Below are 16,459 nucleotides of genomic sequence, written 5' to 3'. Positions count from 1 at the left end.
ATCAACTTACTACGAATAAACAGACCAATATGATACCCGCTCCAGCCAAACGCATCGTGCTCGACACCAATGTCTGCCTCGACCTGTTCGTCTTCCACGATCCGCGCTGGGCCAGCTTGCTGGCCGCCATCGAGAGCGGAGAGGTCGAAGCCGTCACCCGCGCCGATTGTCGCGAGGAATATCTGGTGGTGCTGCACTACAAGCACCTGCCGCTCGACGACGCTTCCCGCCCGCTGGCGGCCGGGCGTTTCGACGCCCTGATCACCGTCGTCGCCCCCGACACAAAACCGGTGCGCCTGCCGGTCTGCACCGACCGCGACGACCAGAAGTTCCTGGAACTGGCACGAGACGCCGGCGCCGACATTCTCATTACCAAGGACAAGGCGCTGCTGAAACTGGCGCGCAAGACAGCGCAGGCGGGCATGTTCCGCATTATGTTGCCTGAGGCATGGGTCAAGCTCGGTGCTGCGACGGCGATCGATACGGAAGCCGCGCAAGGCAATTCTTAGGGCATCCATCGGCGACCTGGACAGTCCAGAAAGACATGGGGCCGGACGAGACTTGACAGTCACGCACCTGCAATGTGTCCACCATACCGCAGCGTCCCCTTCTTGAATTGACAAGAGGAAGCATCGCGCACATTTTCCACGTATACGTTGCCGTGTTGGTTGGCCTTGCTGACCTTGAACCTGCGCTTCAGCTTTACCTGCATCATCCAAGACTTTGAGAGGAATTGAAGCCCCAATGTCACATGGGGCTTAGGTATTTTCTCGACACACACATGATGTCGACAGCGCCACCTGAGCAAGACAATCACTGGCACTATCCCGCGTTCACCGGTGCGGCGACGCACATGCGCAAACCACACTCATCGGTGTGTCGCCGGAGGCAACGGCAATGCCTTCGTCCAGTAAATACAACATTATTCTTTTTTTATTACCAGTTGGTTGTTTTCGCCAGTCAATCGGCATACACTTGGGTTCAGGTCGAATGGAGGTTCGAATGCCATGCAAGCTAACGCTTTTCAAGCCCGCCTTTCCCAAGCGTTCCTGCGGGGCTACAGCGAGTTCCCGGACCATCTGTCCGCCGTAGCTGCGGGCGCCAACGCACCTGCCCGGCCATCCCCGGCGGTGATTGACGGCGCTGCCCTGGAAAGCCGCGAACTGCGGCGCTCCATTGATGCCTGCCAGCACGCCCTGTCGCAGATGGCCGATCTTCCCGAGGCTGAAAAAGAGCAGCTGCGCAGTGAGCTGCGCGCCACCCTCGATCATCTCGTCAACGTATCCGACCAGCTGCTGACCATGCTTCGACCCGCCGATGATGCACGGCGGGACCCGACCCATCCGACTCCGAACACCCATCCGACCTGCCGCCCAGTCCGTCCGTACGCGGCAAAAAACCACCGCGTAGGAGGTAAAGCCATGAACGAATACAGTTTGCGGAAGGCGATGCTGCTTGAGCAGTTGGCCGCGCTGGAACATGCGCAATTCGAAGCGGAGACCGCCGAAGCGCGACACATGCATCTGCTTGCGACGGACGAAGCCGCTGCCGCGGGCATGGACCTGCCCACTTACCTGGCCGTGCTGCAGAACCACGAACAGCACCAGGCTGCGACGGACGAAGCCGCTGCCGCGGGCATGGACCTGCCCACTTACCTGGCCGCGCTGCAGGACCACGAACAGCACCAAGCTGCGACGGACGAAGCCGCTGCTGCCGGCATGGACCTGCCCACTTACCTGGCCGCGCTGCAGACGCACGAACAGCACCGGGCTGCGACGGACGAAGCCGCTGCTGCCGGCATGGACCTGCCCACCTACCAGGCCGCGCTGCAGACGCATGAATACCACCTGACCGAGCTGGCCCGGCACCAGGAGCAAGAGCAAATGGCCCAGCTCGCTCAGCAGCACGAACAGCAGCAGCTGGCCGGGCTGGCGCAGTACCAAAAACAGCAGTATCAGGCGCTGGCCGAGCAGGAAGCGGCGGCCGCCGGCATGAACCTGCCGACCTATGCGGCCGCGCTGCAGGAAGTCGAGCTCGCCATGCTGGAAGAAGCTGCCTACCGGGAGGGCGCGGCGCGACACGAGGCCGAGCTTGCGCAGCAACAGTGGGCGGCCATGCCGCCGGAAATGCTGGCTTACCTGCAGCAACTGCATACCGCTCAGCACCAACAGGCGCAGGCACTCGGTGTACGCTGAACGTTATGCCGGTCGGCAGATGCTGCACGACCCGGTCAGGGAGAAGTCATGTCGATCACGAAGCGGTACATCATCGCGGTGCCCCGGCACGTCCGGATGGGCTCGGGCCTGAGCTTGCAGGACGTGGTCGCAGGGCTGCCGGAACAGCAATTGGGACGCGCCGGCACGAGCGGCACGCAGGTGGTGGAAATGACAGCCGCCGAAGCGGATAACCTCGCACGCGACCATGGCGAGATGCTGATCGAGGAAGACCAGCCGCTCACGCTGCTGGCGCCGATGCCGGCGCTCGGTTTCGAGGTAGGGCCGGACCGTGGCCAGGAATACCTCTTTGCCGTGCGCGACGCGCAAACGGGCGCGCCGGTCGCGGGCGCGACGCTGTTCGTGAAAGGCGAGCGCGCCACTTACCGGGGCCGCACCGGGCAGGACGGCACGGCCGGCGTGCGCGTGCTCGATCAGGTGATCGAACACGTGATCGTGTCGCCCGCCGCCAACTACTGGGCGCGGGTGATCCCGGCGCCGGCGGCGGACCGGACGACCGAGGTCACCCTGACCCCGCTGATTGCGCGCGGCGCCGCTGCGTGGGAACGCCAGTGGCTGGGCATGACCAGCGAGGTGTCCGGAGGCGCCGGCGTCAAGGTCGCGGTGCTCGACAGCGGCATTGCCGACCACCCGGACTTGGTGGTCGCGGGCGGCATGAACGCGCTGGACGGGGCCGGCGCGGACGACTTCCGCAGCGATGACAAGGGCCACGGCACCCACTGCGCGGGCGTGATCGGCGGCCGCAATGCGGTCAATGGCGTATGCGGTGTCGCTCCCGACGTCGCCCTGTATGCCGTCAAGGCGTTTCCCGGCGGCCGGCTGAGCGACCTGCTCGAAGGCCTGCAATGGTGCATCGACAACGGCATGGATATCGTCAATATGAGCCTGGCCATCGACAGCCCCAGCGCCCTGCTCGCGCTCAAGCTGGCCGAGGCGGCCCAGGCGGGCATCACCTTGGTGGCCGCCGCCGGCAATGACGGCGGCCACCAGCTCTGCCACCCGGCGGCCAGCGACGGCGTGCTGGCGGTGACGGCATTCGGCTCGATGCACGCCTTCCCCGCCGGCAGCGCCCATGCGCTGCGCATCGCCGAACTGCGCAATGACGCGACCAGCCTGTTCGTGCCCAATTTCTCCAACAGCGGGCCGCAGACGGCCTTCATCGCGCCGGGTGTGGCGATCATATCGAGCGTGCCCGGCGGATACGCGGCCTGGGATGGCACATCGATGGCCTGCGCCTTCGTCTCGGGACTGGCGGCCGCGGCCCTGTCCGCGCACCCTGAAATCCGCACCGGCGACGCGCGCCAGTGTGAACAGCTCAGGCAACTGCTGGCGGCGAGCGCGATCGACCTGGCGCTGCCGGACCCGATCCAGGGCGCCGGCGTGCCGCAGGCGGGCCGGCCCGCGCCCCCCCAGGCCGACCCGCCCGCCGCCCCCTGCCGCGCGCAGCAGCAGCGCGTCGCGGCGCTGATCGCCGACCTGGAAGGCAAGCAGCAAGAAATCCTCGCCATGATCGCCCAACTGGGCTAACGAACTGGTGCAACAAGGGGGCAACCCACCATGCGGCTTCTTTGCTTTCCCCATGCGGGGGCGGGCCCTTCGCAATTCCGTTCCTGGCTGGCGGCCGGGCCGGACAGTCTGCAAATCATGCCGGTCGCGCTGCCCGGCCGCGAAGCGCGCTACAAGGATCCGATGCCGCGCCGTATGGAGGCGCTGCTGCGGGACTTGTCGCACGGCATGGAACCCCTGCTGGACCAGCCCTACGCCATGCTGGGGCACAGCATGGGCGCGCTGGTGGCCTTCGAACTGGCGCGCATGATGCGCCGCGCCGGACTGCGCCAGCCGGAGCACCTGTTCGTCTCGGCCTTTCGCGCGCCCCACCTGAACGGCCGCAGCCCGCCCCTACATGCGCTGCCAGGGCATCTGCTCAAGGCGGAGCTGCTGCGGCTGGACGGCACGCCGCCCGAGGTGCTGGCGCAGCCCGATCTGATGGACACGCTGCTGCCGGTCATGCGTTCCGACCTCGAGATCGCCGAGCACTACCGCTACCGGCACGCGCCGCCGCTGTCCTGCCCCATCACCTGCCTCGGCGGCATCACCGACCAGCGCATCAGCCGGCCCGAACTGCGCGCCTGGCGCCAGCACACGGCGGACGAGTTCCGGCTCCGACTCTTTCCCGGCGGTCATTTTTACCTCTACAAGACACCAGTCCTGGTGCAGCACGCGATCTGCACCGATCTCGGCCTGTCCACCCTGCATCCCGACGACGCGATGGCTTGAGCATGGAAACCGCCGCCAACATCTTCCCCCTGTCGTACTCGCAGACGCGCCTGTGGTTCCTGCACCTGCTCGCGCCCGCCAGCCCCTTCTACAACCTGCAGATCGATATGCCCTTGCCATGCGCGATCGACGAAGCGGTGTGGTGCAGGGTTATCAGCGAGCTGGTGCGGCGCCATGAAATCCTGCGCACGGTCTTTCACGCCGTCGACGGCGAACCGGTCCAGCAAGTGCTGGGAGCGCTGACCGTGCCGGTCGCCAGCGTCGACCTGCGCGACACCCCGTCCGGCGCGCGCGAGGAAGCGGCGCGCCGCACCGCCATGGAGGACGCGCAGCGCCCGTTCGACCTGACCCGCGGTCCGCTGCTGCGCCCTACGCTGATCCGCCTGGCCGACGACGCGTCGCTGTTCGTGCTCACGATGCACCACATCGTCACGGACGGCTGGTCGATGGACATCATCACGGGCGAGATCGCCGCGCTGTACGAGGCCTTCGTGCAGGGCCAAGCGTCGCCGCTTCCCGAGCTGCCGATCCAGTACGCCGACTTCGCCGCGTGGCAGCGCCAGAGCCAGACCCTGGAGGCACTCGGCGCCCAGCTCGGCTACTGGCGCGAGCAGCTCGACGGCTACCAGGACTTGCAGCTGCCCACCGACTTCGCGCGCCCGCCCACGCCCAGCTACCGCGGCGCCTTCCAGTGCGCAACGACCGCCCTGCCCGTCGTCGACGGCCTGCGCCGCATCGCCCAGCGCGAAGGGGCAACCCTGTTCATGGCCCTGCTGGCCGCGTTCCAGGTGCTGATGATGCGCTATTGCGGCCAGGACGATATCGTGGTCGGCACGCCGATCGCCAACCGCAACCGGCCCGAGGTGGAGCCGCTGATCGGCTTTTTCGTCAACACGCTGGTGATGCGCGCCCGCCTGGCGGGGCGGCCGAGCTTCCGCGAGCACTTGCGCCAAGTGCGCGAAACGGCGCTGGGCGCCTACGCCAACCAGGACTTGCCGTTCGAAAAGCTGGTGGAAAATTTGCATCCCCAGCGCGATCCGAGCCGCAATCCCCTGTTCCAAGTGATGTTCGTGTTGCAGAACGGCGCGGCGCAGCGCGGCGGCCCGGCGCAAGCGCCGTCGTACCAGCCCGGCCCGGCGGCGTGCTCCGGGGTGTCGTACGGGAACGCCAAGTTCGACCTGACCCTGTACCTGGGCGAGGACGAGAATGGCATCTCCGCTATTGTCGAGTACAGCACCGACCTGTTCGCGGACGACACGATCGCCAGGTTGATAGGCCACTGGCAAACGCTGTTGCAAAGCATTGCCTCCAGCCCCGATGTGCCGATCACCCGGCTGCCGCTGCTGTCGCCGCGCGAGCGCGCACTGCTGCTGACCGACTGCAACAGCACCGGCACGGTCTATCCGCGCGATGCCACGCTCGGCCAGCTGTTCCGCCAGCAGGCGCTGGCCGCGCCCGACGCGGTCGCGCTCAATGGCGAGGACGGCACCCTCACCTACGGCGAACTGGCCAGGCGCACGGCCCGGCTGGCGCGCTGGCTGCGCCAGCAAGGCGTGCAGCGCGGCGATGTCGTCGGCATCTGCCTGCCACGCGGGATCGACATGGTGGCGACGCTGGTGGCGATCGTCGAGGCCGGAGCCGCCAACCTCCCGCTCGACCCGGCCTACCCGCCGGCGCGGCTGGACGCGATGATCGGGCAGGCGTCGCCGCGCCTGATCGTCTCGCGCAGCGGCGCGGCGGCCGCCGTCGGCCGCCACCGGCCGGCCCTGCTCGACGCCATCGACCTGCCGGCCGACGACAGCGCGCCGGACAGCGGCGCCGATGCCGACGCGCTGGCCTACGTGCTGTTTACGTCCGGTTCGACGGGCCAGCCCAAGGGCGTGTGCGTAAGCCACCGCAATGTGGTGCGGCTGGTCCGCAACAGCAACTATTGCACCATTACGCAAGGGGACGTGATGCTGCAGTTCGCGCCGCTGCAGTTCGACGCGTCGACCTTCGAGATCTGGGGCGCGCTGCTGAACGGCGCGCGGCTGGAAATCGCGCCGCCGGGGCTGCCGTCGCTCGAAGAGCTGGGCGCCTGCATCGAGCGCGCCGGCGTCACCATCCTGTGGCTGACGGCAAGCCTGTTCCACCAAATGGTCGAGGCCCAGCTCGGTTCGCTGTGGCGGGTCCGGCAACTGCTCGCCGGCGGCGACGTGCTCTCGCCTGCGCTGTGCCGGCGCGTGCTCGACGAGTTGCCCGGCTGCGTGCTCATCAACGGGTACGGCCCCACCGAAACCACCACCTTCGCCGCCTGCCACCGGATGGAGCGCGGCGCGGCCCTGGAACCGCGCGTGCCGATCGGGCGCGCCATCGCCAACACCGAGCTGTACGTACTCGACCAGGAAATGCAGCTGGCGCCGGCAGGCGTCGTCGGCGAGCTGTACATCGGCGGCGACGGCGTCGCCCGCGGCTACCTGGGCGACCCGGAGCTGACCGCGCAGCGCTTCATCCCCAATCCGTTCGCGTCGCCCAATTCCGGCCAGCGCCTGTACCGGACCGGCGACCAGGTGCGCTACCGCGCCGACGGCGCGCTCGAGTTTATCGGCCGCCGCGACCACCAGGTGAAACTGCGCGGCTTTCGCATCGAGCTGGGCGACATCGAGGCGGTAATGCGGCGCCATCCGCTGGTGCGCGATGCCTGCGTCATCGCCAGCGGCGACAGCGGCGGCGCGGACCGGCGCCTGCTGGGCTACGCCGTGCTCGACCGGGCGCACGACATCCAGGCGCTGCGCCGTTTCCTCCAGCAGGAGTTGCCAGAATACATGGTGCCCGCCACGCTGATCCCGCTCGACGCTTTCCCCTTGACGCCCAGCGGCAAGATCGACCGCAAGGCCCTGCCGCCCGACGAAGGCGGCGAATGGCTCGCGCATGCCCCGTTCGCCGAGCCGCAATCGGAGATCGAGCGCCTCATCGCCGCCGTCTGGCGCGAAGTGCTGGCCCACGAACGGGTCGGCCTGGACGACAATTTCTTCGACCTGGGCGGCCATTCGCTGCTGCTGCAGCAGATTCACAGCCGCTTGGCCGGCTTGCTGGGGCACTCCCTGTCGATGGTCGACCTGTTCCGCTTTCCCACCGTGGCGGCGCTGGCGCGGCACGTGGAGCAAACCGGGGAGCACGGCGGGGCGGACATGCCCGATTCCATCGACTTGCTCGACCAGCGCATCGCGCAGCAGCGCAGCGCGCGGGCCGAGCGCCGGCACAGGAGAAGCACATGACGGATCAATCCGAATGCGTGGCGGTGATCGGCATGGCCGGCCGTTTTCCCAAGGCCGCCGACGTGGCCGAGTTCTGGGACAACCTGCGCCAGGGACGCGAATGCATCAGCTTTTTCAGCGACGAAGAACTGCTGCAGGCCGGCGTGCCGGCCGAATTGCTGGCCCATCCGGCCTATGTGCGCGCCAACGGCGTCGTCGACGGCATCGACCAGTTCGATGCCGACTTCTTCGGCTTCAATCCGCGCGAGGCCGAGATCCTCGATCCGCAGCAGCGCGTCTTTCTTGAATGCGCCTCCGCCGCGCTGGAAGACGCCGGCTGCGTCGCGGAGCGCCATCCGGGCGCGGTCGGCGTGTTCGCCGGCACCAGCATGAGCACCTATGCCTTCCACCTCTACGGCAATGCCGGGCTGGCCGGCCGGGTCACCGACTTCCAGATCCTGATCGGCAACGACAAGGACCACCTGGCCACCCGGGTCGCGTACAAGCTCAACCTGAAAGGCCCGGCGATAACGGTGGGTACCGCATGCTCGACGTCGCTCGTGGCGGTCGGCCTGGCTTGCCAGAGCCTGATCGAATACCAGTCCGATGTCGCGCTGGCCGGCGGCGTCACGCTCGCCGTGCCGATGGTGCGCGGCTACCTCTACGAGGAAGGCGGCATCGCCTCGCCGGACGGCCACTGCCGCTCCTTCGATGCCGCCGCCATGGGGACGGTCGGCGCCAACGGCGCCGGCTGTGTGGTGCTCAAGCGCCTCGCCGACGCGCTGGCCGACGGCGACCCCATCTGCGCTGTGATCCGCGGCTGGGGCCTGAACAACGATGGCGCCGACAAAGTGGGCTACACGGCGCCCAGCGTGGCCGGCCAGGCCAACGCGATCGCCACCGCGCTGGCCATGTCCGGCGTGGCGCCGGAAACGATCACGATGATGGAAGCCCACGGCACCGCCACCCCGCTGGGCGACCCGATCGAGTTCGCCGCGCTGTGCCAGGCGTGGCGGCGCAGTTCGCGGCGCCGCTATTGCGCGCTGGGCTCGGTCAAGTCCAACACCGGGCACATGGACTCGGCCGCCGGCGTCGCCGGCCTGATCAAGTGCGTGCTGGCGCTGCAGCACCGCCAGATTCCGCCCAGCCTGCATTTCACGCGCGCCAACCCAAAGCTCGACATGGACAACAGCCCATTTTTCGTCAACACCGCGCTGCGCGACTGGCAGCCCGATTGCGGCGTGCGGCGCGCGGCGGTCAGTTCCTTCGGGATAGGCGGCACCAATGCGCACGTGATTGTCGAGGAAGCGCCCGAGCCGCCCCCCGACGACGCGTCGCGCGCAGCGCAGTTGCTGGTCCTGTCGGCCCGTACCCCCGGCGCGCTGGACGCGGCCGCGGCGCGCCTGGCCGCCCACCTCGACGCCCACCCCGAACTGTCCCTGCCCGACGTGGCCCATACCCTGCACCTGGGCCGCAGCGAAATGCCATGCCGCCGCGCCGTCGTGGTGCCGGCCGCCTCGCCCGCCGTCGCCGCCGGCCTGCGGCGGCGCGCCGGCGCGCCGCGCCGCGCCGCGCCCGACCCGCACGACGGCAAGTGCGAGGGCGTCGCCTTCCTGTTTCCCGGCCAGGGCGCCCAGCATCCCGGCATGGGCGCCGGCCTGTACCGCGCCGAGCCCGTGTACCGGGACATCGTCGATAACTGCACGGATATCCTGCGCGGCCCGCTAGGCATCGACCTGCGCGCACTGATGCACGACGATGGCCATGGCGACGCGCTGCGCCGCACCGAGGTGACGCAGGCGGCGATGTTTGTCGCCAGCTACGCGCTGGCGCGCCTGTGGATGCACTGGGGAATCAAACCGGCCGCCCTTGCCGGCCACAGCGTGGGCGAATACACGGCCGCATGCCTTGCCGGCGTGCTCAGCCTGGAGGATGCCTTGCTCCTGCTCGTCCGGCGCGGCCAGATCCTGGCCGCCATGGCGCCCGGGGCGATGCTGGCGGTGGCGCTGCCCGAGGCGGCGCTGCGCGGGCGCTTCGCCGGCGCGGCCGATATCGCGGCGGTCAACGGGCCATCGCTGTGCGTCCTGTCCGGCACCGAAGCGGCCATCGCGGACATCGGCCGGCAGCTCGAAGGCGAAGGCGTCACCGTGCACGCGCTGCGCACTTCGCACGCGTTCCACTCGCATCTGGTCGATGGCGCCGTCCAGCCGATGATCGACGCGATGGGGCGCGTGCGCCTGCATGCGCCCAAGATCGCCTATCTGTCCAACCTGACCGGCAACTGGATCGGCCCGCACGAGGCACAGAGCCCCGAATACTGGGGACGCCACCTGCGCGGCACGGTCCGCTTCGGCGACTGCCTGGGCCATCTGCTGCGCGACACCGGCTGCGCGCTGCTGGAGGTGGGCCCCGGCCAAGCCCTGGCCGGCTTCGCGCGGCAGCACGAGGCAAGCGCGCCCGGCCGCGTCATCGTGTCGTCCTGCCGCCACTCCCACGACGCGGCGGACGACGATGCCGTCGCCCTGAACGCGCTGGGCCGCCTGTGGACGGCCGGCGCAGCGGTGGACTGGCGCGCGTTCTACGGCGCCGAACGGCGCCGGCGCGTCCATCTGCCGACTTACCCGTTCGAACGGCAGCGCTACTGGATCGAGCCGCCCGGCGCCGCTCCCGCCCCCGCCGCCCTGCCGGCGGACCCGGCAACCCCGCAGGCGCTGGAAGACTGGTTGTACCAGCCGCGCTGGGTGCGCACGGCGCCCGCCGCGCCCCTGCCGGCCGAGTACGCCGGCGCCTGGGCCATCGTCGGCGGCTCGGGCGAGCAGGTGGCCGCCCTGGCCGACACGCTGGCCGATCTCGGCCAGACGGTCGAGTGCGTCGGCAGCGCCGCGGCCCTCGGCACGCCGGACCCGGCGCTAAGCACCGTCATCTCGCTGGACGGCATTGATCCGGATATGCCGCCCCCCGACCTCTACTATCGCGCACTGGCGCTGCTGCATGGCCTGAGCCGCCGCAGCGCGCCCACCACCGTGCTGTTCGTGACCCGGCGGGTGTTCGCGGCGACGCCGCAGGAGCGCGCAATCGACCCCGAGCTGGCCGGCATCGTCGGCCTGGCCGTCACCGCGCCGCAGGAATATCCGCAGCTCAGCTGCCGCGTGATCGACCTCGATGCGGCCGCGCTGTCGCTGCTCGGCGGCGCGCACGCCCCGGCCCTGCTGGCCGAGGCGCTGCCGCAAGCGGCGCCCTGGATCGCCTACCGCGGCGCGCAGCGCTGGGTGATGACGTTCGAGCCGGCCCCGCTGGCACCGGCCCAGCCGGAACTGGCGCCTGCGCTTGAGGGCAACTACCTCGTCACGGGCGGGCTCGGCAAGATCGGCCTGCTGATCGCCGAATTCCTGGCGCGCCGCGGCGCGGCCACGGTGGTGCTGTCGGGCCGCAGCGGCATGCCGCCGCGCGAACAATGGGACGACAGCGCCGATCCGCGCATCGGCCGGCTGCGCATGATCGAAACCATGGGCACCAGGGTCGTGATCTGCAGCGGCGACGGCGGCGTGGCGGCCGACGTGGCGCGGATGGTCGCCGAGGCGCGCGCCGAAGCCGGCAAGCTGCACGGCGTGTTCCATGCCGCGGGGCTGACGGGGGCGCCGTATTTCCCCGGCTTCGCGCACATCGGCCGCGACGTCTCCGAAGCGCATTTCGCGGCCAAGCCGCGCGCCGCCCGCCTGCTGGCCGACGCGCTGCGGGACGATCCACCCGAGTTCATCTGCCTGATGTCGTCCATCTCGGCGGTGCTGGGCGGGATCGGCTTCGGCCCGTACGCGGCCGCGAACGCCATGCTCGATGCGGCCGCGGCCCAGGGCGGCGGCGCCACGCGCTGGATCAGCATCAACTGGGATGGCTGGACCTTCGACACCCATGGCGCAGATCGCGGCGAGCCGCTGATCCGCCCCGACGACGGCATCGACGTGTTGGAACGGGTGCTGGCCACACCCGACATCAACCGGCTGATCGTCTCGGTGTCCGCGCTCGGTCCGCGCCTGCAACGCTGGCTGCAACCGCAGAGCGCGGTGGCGCCGTCCAGACCCGCGGCCGCCGAGTCGCACGAGCGGCCCCGCATGTCGACTGGCTTCGCCGCGCCCAGCCCCGGCCTGCAGACGCTGATCGCCGATCTCTGGCGCGACTTGATGGGCATCGACCCGGTCGGGGCCGACGACAATTTCTTCGAGCTGGGCGGCCATTCGCTGCTGGCGATCCAGGTCGTCTCGCGCCTGCGCGAAGCGCTGCAGCGCGACCTGCCGGTACGCATCCTGTTCGACCATCCCACGGTGGCCGAGTTGTCCGCCGCGCTGGACGTGCAGCCCGACCCCGAACTGGCGCGGCTGCTGGACCGGATCGAAGCGATGCCGGATGCTGAAGTGGTCGCGCTGCTCGGTGAAAGGGGGCCGGCGTGAGCCTCGCGCAACGCCTGGCCAGCCTGTCCCCCGAACGGCGCGAATTGCTCGACAGGCTGGCCCGCCCGGACCGGATCACGCGCGCCGGCCTGCGCGAGGAACAAGCCTCGTTCGAGCAGGAGCGCCTGTGGTTCCTGCAACAGCTCGAGCCGGACGACACCTCGTATCACCTGCACATGCAGCTGGCGCTGCCGGTGGAGCTGGACCGCGCCGCCTGGGACGCGGCGTGGCGCTATCTGGTAGAGCGCCACGAAACGCTGCGCACCCGGTTCATCGAACGCGACGGCGTCCCGTTCCAGGTGATCGGGGACGCGGACGTGGCGCCGATGCCGGTGTTCGACCTGTCGGGCGAGCCGGTCCCGGCGCAACAGGCGCAGGCGGCGCGCCTGGCGCGCGAGCAGGCCGAGGCACCGTTCGATCTGACCCGCGGCCCCCTGTTGCGCACCGCCCTGCTGCGCATGGCCGGCGGGTGGATACAGCTGCTCACGATCCACCATATCGTGGCCGACGGCTGGTCGATCGACGTCCTGATGCGCGACCTGAACGCCGCCTATGAGGCCCTCTCGCAGGGCCGGGAAGTGCCGCTGGCGCCGCCGCGCGTGCAGTTCGCCGACTTCGCCCGCTGGCAGCGCGCGCAGCTGAGCGGCACTCATCTGGACGAACTGCTGGCGTTCTGGCGCGGCTATCTCGATGGCGCGCCGGAACTGGCGCTGCCGACCGATCGCGCGCCGCCACCCATCCCCACCCGCCGCGCGCACGTGCGCACGCGCATGCTGGCCGCGCCCCTGCGCGATGGCCTGTACGCGTTGGCGCGCCGCGAGGGGGCCACCGTGTTCCAGGTGCTGCTGGCGGCCTTTGCCACCCTGCTGCATCGCTACACCGGCCAGACCGATCTCGTGCTCGGCACGCCGGTGGCCAACCGCGCCCCGGCGCAAGTCGAGGACCTGATCGGTTTCTTCCTCAACACCATCCTGCTGCGCGTGCGGCTGACGTCCGAACAGAGCTTCCTGCAGGTGCTGGCCGCCACGCGCGAAGCGAGCGTGGCGGCCTATTCCGGCCAACAACTGCCTTTCGCCAGGCTCGTCCAGCACCTGCAGCCGCGCCGCGCGCTGGGCCACAATCCCCTGTACCGGGCCACGGTGCAGTTCTTCAAGTCCAGCCACAGCGCAGCGCGGACCAGCGCGGTGCGCGAGGAGATCGGCTATCAGCGCACCTCCACCAACGTCGATCTGGCGCTCGACCTGTTCGAAAGCGGAGAAGGGTTGCTGAGCCGCTTTGAATTCAATCTCGACGTGTTCGACGACGCCACCGTCGCACGCCTGCTTGATCACTGGGAACGCGTGCTGGCGGCCGTGCTCGCGTCGCACGACCAGCCGATCGGCACGCTGCAACTGGCCAGCCCCGCCGACCAGGCGCAGCTGTGCGCCTGGGCCGGGCAGGCGGAAGCGCCGCGCGCCGGCTGGGTGTTCGAGAACTTCGGCGAGCGTACCGCGCTGGCCGCCCCGCACGCCAGCCTGAGCTACGCCGAACTCGACCGCCGGTGCGGACGGCTTGCCACGCTCATGCGCGCGCGCGGCGCCGGTCCCGAGCGGGTCGTCGCCATCCGGCTGGCCGATGGACTCGACACCGCCGTCGCCATCCTGGCGGCATGGCGGGCGGAGGCGGCGTTCGTCTACCTGGACCCGGCGCTTCCCGCCCGGCGCACGGCGGCGATCCTGGCCGATGCCGCCCCGGTCGCGGTGCTCGACGACGCGTCCTGGTGGCAGGAGCTCATGCCGGATACGCCGGCGATGCCCGCCCGGCCGATCCCGCCGCAGCGCCTGGCGGCGGTAGTCTATACCTCCGGTTCGAGCGGCGTGCCGAAAGGCGTGCTGATCGAACACGGGGCCCTCGCCAACCAGGTTCGCTGGCTCAAGACGGCCCTGGATCTGACCCCGGCCGATGTGGTGCTGCAAAAATACTCCTTCAGTTTCGATGCCGCGCTGTCGGAACTGCTGGGCGGCCTGGCCGCGGGCGCCGAAGTCGTCCTGGCCGGCGACCATGGGCGCGATGTCGACGAACTGGTCCGCATTATCCGCAGCCGCGGCGTGACGCTGCTCGATCTCTTCCCTTCGCTGCTGGCCGTGCTGCTCGATCACGAGGGCTTTGCCGGCTGCACCACCTTGCGCCGCATCCTCGTCGGCGGCGAAGCGCTGCCCGCGGCATTGGCCGCGCGGCTGGCGCAGGCGCTGCCCTCGGTCCAGCTCATCAACGCCTATGGTCCGACCGAGGCGACGATTACCGCCACCGCCGCGCATCTGGCGCGCGACGCGACGCAGCTGGCGGCGCCGCCCATCGGCCGTCCGATCGCCGGCAACACCGCGTATGTGCTGGACGGCGCCATGCAACTCGTGCCGCCGGGCCTGCCTGGAGAATTGCATCTGGGCGGGGCGGGACTGGCGCGCGGCTATCTGAACGACGCGGCGCTGACCGCACGCCGCTTCATTCCCAATCCGTTCGGGCCGGGCCGCCTGTACGCCACCGGCGACCGCGCGCGCTACCGCGCCGACGGCCAGCTCGACTACCTCGGCCGGACGGACCAGCAGGTAAAGCTGCGCGGCTATCGCATCGAGCCCGGGGAAATCGAAACGGCGCTGGCGCGCCACCCCACCGTGCGCGCCGCGGCGGCCACCTTGATGCGCTTGCCCTCGATTCCACACGCGCACGCCGCACTGCTGCAGTGGCGGCTGGAGCAGCTCACCCCGTCCGGAGCGCAATTCCTGTATCGCTTCGACACCGACCAAGACCAGATCCGGAGCCAGACCATGTGGCGCAACACCCCCCAGTTCGCTCTCTACCTGAACTTCCTGCAGCCCGGCTTCGCCCCGGCGCCGCAGCCGGCGCAGCGCAATTGGCTGCTGCAGCGCACGCTCGACGAAGCCGTCGCCGATCTGACGGCGATTGACGCCATCGCCCGCCGGTGCGTCGCCGGGTCGGCCCGGCCCGAGATGGGCGAGAGCTGGGTGGCCAGCGCGGCCGCATGGTCGGAGCGCGAGCTGCTGATCGACGGCCAGCAGGTGATGCAGGACTGGGAGCGGCCCCTGATGCGGGCGCTGGCCGGAGCGGCGGCCGGGTCCGGCGGCGACGTCGCCGAGATCGGTTTCGGGATGGGCATCTCGGCCACGCTGGTGCAGCAATACGGGGTGCGCTCCCACACAATCGTCGAGTGCCATCCGGACGTCCTGGCACGACTCGGCCGCTGGCGCGCGCAGCGCCCGGACGCCGCCGTCACGGTCGTGCCCACCCGCTGGCAGGACTGGGCCTTCGAGCCCAGGTCCTTTGACGGCGTGCTGTTCGACACCTACCCGACGTCCGAGGACGAGTACAGCGCCGAGGTCGCCGCATCACCGACGTTCGCGGCATCGTTCTTCCCCGCCGCCCAGCGCATGTTGCGGCCAGGCGGCGTGTTCACCTACTACACCAACGAGATCGACTCGCTGTCGCGGCGCCACCAGCGGCTGCTGCTGGAACACTTCTCCTCGTTTTCGGTCGGGCTGGTGCGGGGCCTGCGCCCGCCTGCCGACTGCCAGTACTGGTGGGCCGATTCGATGGCGATCGTGAAGGCGGTGAAATGAGCCCGGCGCACGAAAAGCTGCGCGCGTTGTGGCTGTCGCGCCTGCCCGCGTGCGATGAGCGGCTGGTCGCGTTCGTCGTACCCGCCAGCGGCATGGAATGCGATCCCGAACTGCTGCGCGGCTGGCTGCGGGAATCGCTGCCGCATTACATGATCCCGGATCGGATCTGCGCGCTCGCCGCCCTGCCGCTCAACGCCGCCGGCAAGCTGGACCGGGGCGCGCTGCCGCTGCCCGACCAGCCGGTGTCGGCCGCGCGGCCCTTGCGTGTCCCGCAAACGCCGGTCGAGCAGGCGATCGCCGCGCTGTTCGCGCAAGTGCTGGGCGCGCGCCCGGACAGTATCGATCAGGATTTCTTCGCCGATCTCGGCGGGCATTCGCTTGCCGCCACGCGCCTGGCCACGCTGATCCGCCGCGAATGGCCAATCTCGTTTGCCCTGCGCGTGGTTTTTGAAAGCCCGACGGTTGCCGCGCTGGCGGCGTATGTGGAGCACGCCTGCATCGACGGTCCGGCCGGCGGCGCCATTCCGCGCCAGCCGAGACAGACCGGCGCCGAACCTGCAGCACCGGGTCGCCCCGTCGCACATCCGTTCACCTGAACAATTCACGCCCATCGCGTATCAACCGCCCTCCGCGCTGCCGGTTTCGCAGCCATC

At 69.7% G+C, this 16,459-nt stretch carries 8 protein-coding genes; all 8 read left to right on the top strand.

Annotated features, from left to right (window positions below; translation table 11 throughout):
• The first annotated feature begins 29 nt into the window (after positions 1-29).
• The 8 genes from F2P44_RS14015 (at position 30) to F2P44_RS13980 (ending at position 16,402) form a co-directional block, all read left to right on the top strand.
• A complete protein-coding gene (locus F2P44_RS14015) occupies positions 30-509 on the top strand; it encodes a putative toxin-antitoxin system toxin component, PIN family (protein WP_167087366.1) in 480 nt (159 codons plus the stop codon).
• Positions 510-1,007: 498 nt separating this feature from the next.
• The gene (locus F2P44_RS14010; RefSeq protein WP_167087364.1) at positions 1,008-2,195 is read left to right on the top strand and encodes a hypothetical protein; all 1,188 of its coding nucleotides are present in this window, start codon (positions 1,008-1,010) and stop codon (positions 2,193-2,195) included.
• 48 nt (positions 2,196-2,243) lie between these two features.
• Positions 2,244-3,761, top strand: coding sequence for a S8 family serine peptidase (locus F2P44_RS14005; protein ID WP_167087362.1), 1,518 nt, complete (start codon positions 2,244-2,246; stop codon positions 3,759-3,761).
• A 30-nt stretch (positions 3,762-3,791) separates the two neighbouring features.
• On the top strand, positions 3,792-4,511 hold the full coding sequence (locus F2P44_RS14000) for a thioesterase II family protein (protein ID WP_167087360.1): 720 nt from the start codon (positions 3,792-3,794) through the stop codon (positions 4,509-4,511).
• Between the two features lie 2 nt (positions 4,512-4,513).
• Positions 4,514-7,768 (top strand): non-ribosomal peptide synthetase, encoded by a 3,255-nt coding sequence (locus tag F2P44_RS13995; RefSeq protein ID WP_229423551.1) that lies wholly within the window; start codon positions 4,514-4,516, stop codon positions 7,766-7,768.
• Positions 7,765-12,192: a type I polyketide synthase gene (locus F2P44_RS13990; protein WP_167087357.1), complete on the top strand. Its 4,428-nt coding sequence runs from the start codon at positions 7,765-7,767 to the stop codon at positions 12,190-12,192. The genes F2P44_RS13995 and F2P44_RS13990 overlap by 4 nt, the downstream gene beginning before the upstream one ends.
• Positions 12,189-15,806: an amino acid adenylation domain-containing protein gene (locus F2P44_RS13985; RefSeq protein ID WP_167087355.1), complete on the top strand. Its 3,618-nt coding sequence runs from the start codon at positions 12,189-12,191 to the stop codon at positions 15,804-15,806. The genes F2P44_RS13990 and F2P44_RS13985 overlap by 4 nt, the downstream gene beginning before the upstream one ends.
• Positions 15,803-16,402 (top strand): phosphopantetheine-binding protein, encoded by a 600-nt coding sequence (locus F2P44_RS13980; RefSeq protein WP_167087353.1) that lies wholly within the window; start codon positions 15,803-15,805, stop codon positions 16,400-16,402. The genes F2P44_RS13985 and F2P44_RS13980 overlap by 4 nt, the downstream gene beginning before the upstream one ends.
• The last annotated feature ends 57 nt before the right edge of the window (positions 16,403-16,459 follow it).

The sequence above is a fragment of the Massilia frigida genome, assembly GCF_011682175.1.
Taxonomy (GTDB): domain Bacteria; phylum Pseudomonadota; class Gammaproteobacteria; order Burkholderiales; family Burkholderiaceae_D; genus Telluria_A; species Telluria_A frigida.
This window is presented reverse-complemented; position numbering and strand designations above follow the sequence as displayed.

Bases quoted from the DNA above. Each gene is read 5' to 3' on its own strand.
- F2P44_RS13995 (WP_229423551.1), top strand. From the start codon at position 4,514: ATGGAAACCGCCGCCAACATCTTCCCCCTGTCGTACTCGCAGACGCGC.
- F2P44_RS14005 (WP_167087362.1), top strand. From the start codon at position 2,244: ATGTCGATCACGAAGCGGTACATCATCGCGGTGCCCCGGCACGTCCGG.
- F2P44_RS14015 (WP_167087366.1), top strand. From the start codon at position 30: ATGATACCCGCTCCAGCCAAACGCATCGTGCTCGACACCAATGTCTGC.
- F2P44_RS14000 (WP_167087360.1), top strand. From the start codon at position 3,792: ATGCGGCTTCTTTGCTTTCCCCATGCGGGGGCGGGCCCTTCGCAATTC.
- F2P44_RS13990 (WP_167087357.1), top strand. From the start codon at position 7,765: ATGACGGATCAATCCGAATGCGTGGCGGTGATCGGCATGGCCGGCCGT.
- F2P44_RS13980 (WP_167087353.1), top strand. From the start codon at position 15,803: ATGAGCCCGGCGCACGAAAAGCTGCGCGCGTTGTGGCTGTCGCGCCTG.
- F2P44_RS14010 (WP_167087364.1), top strand. From the start codon at position 1,008: ATGCAAGCTAACGCTTTTCAAGCCCGCCTTTCCCAAGCGTTCCTGCGG.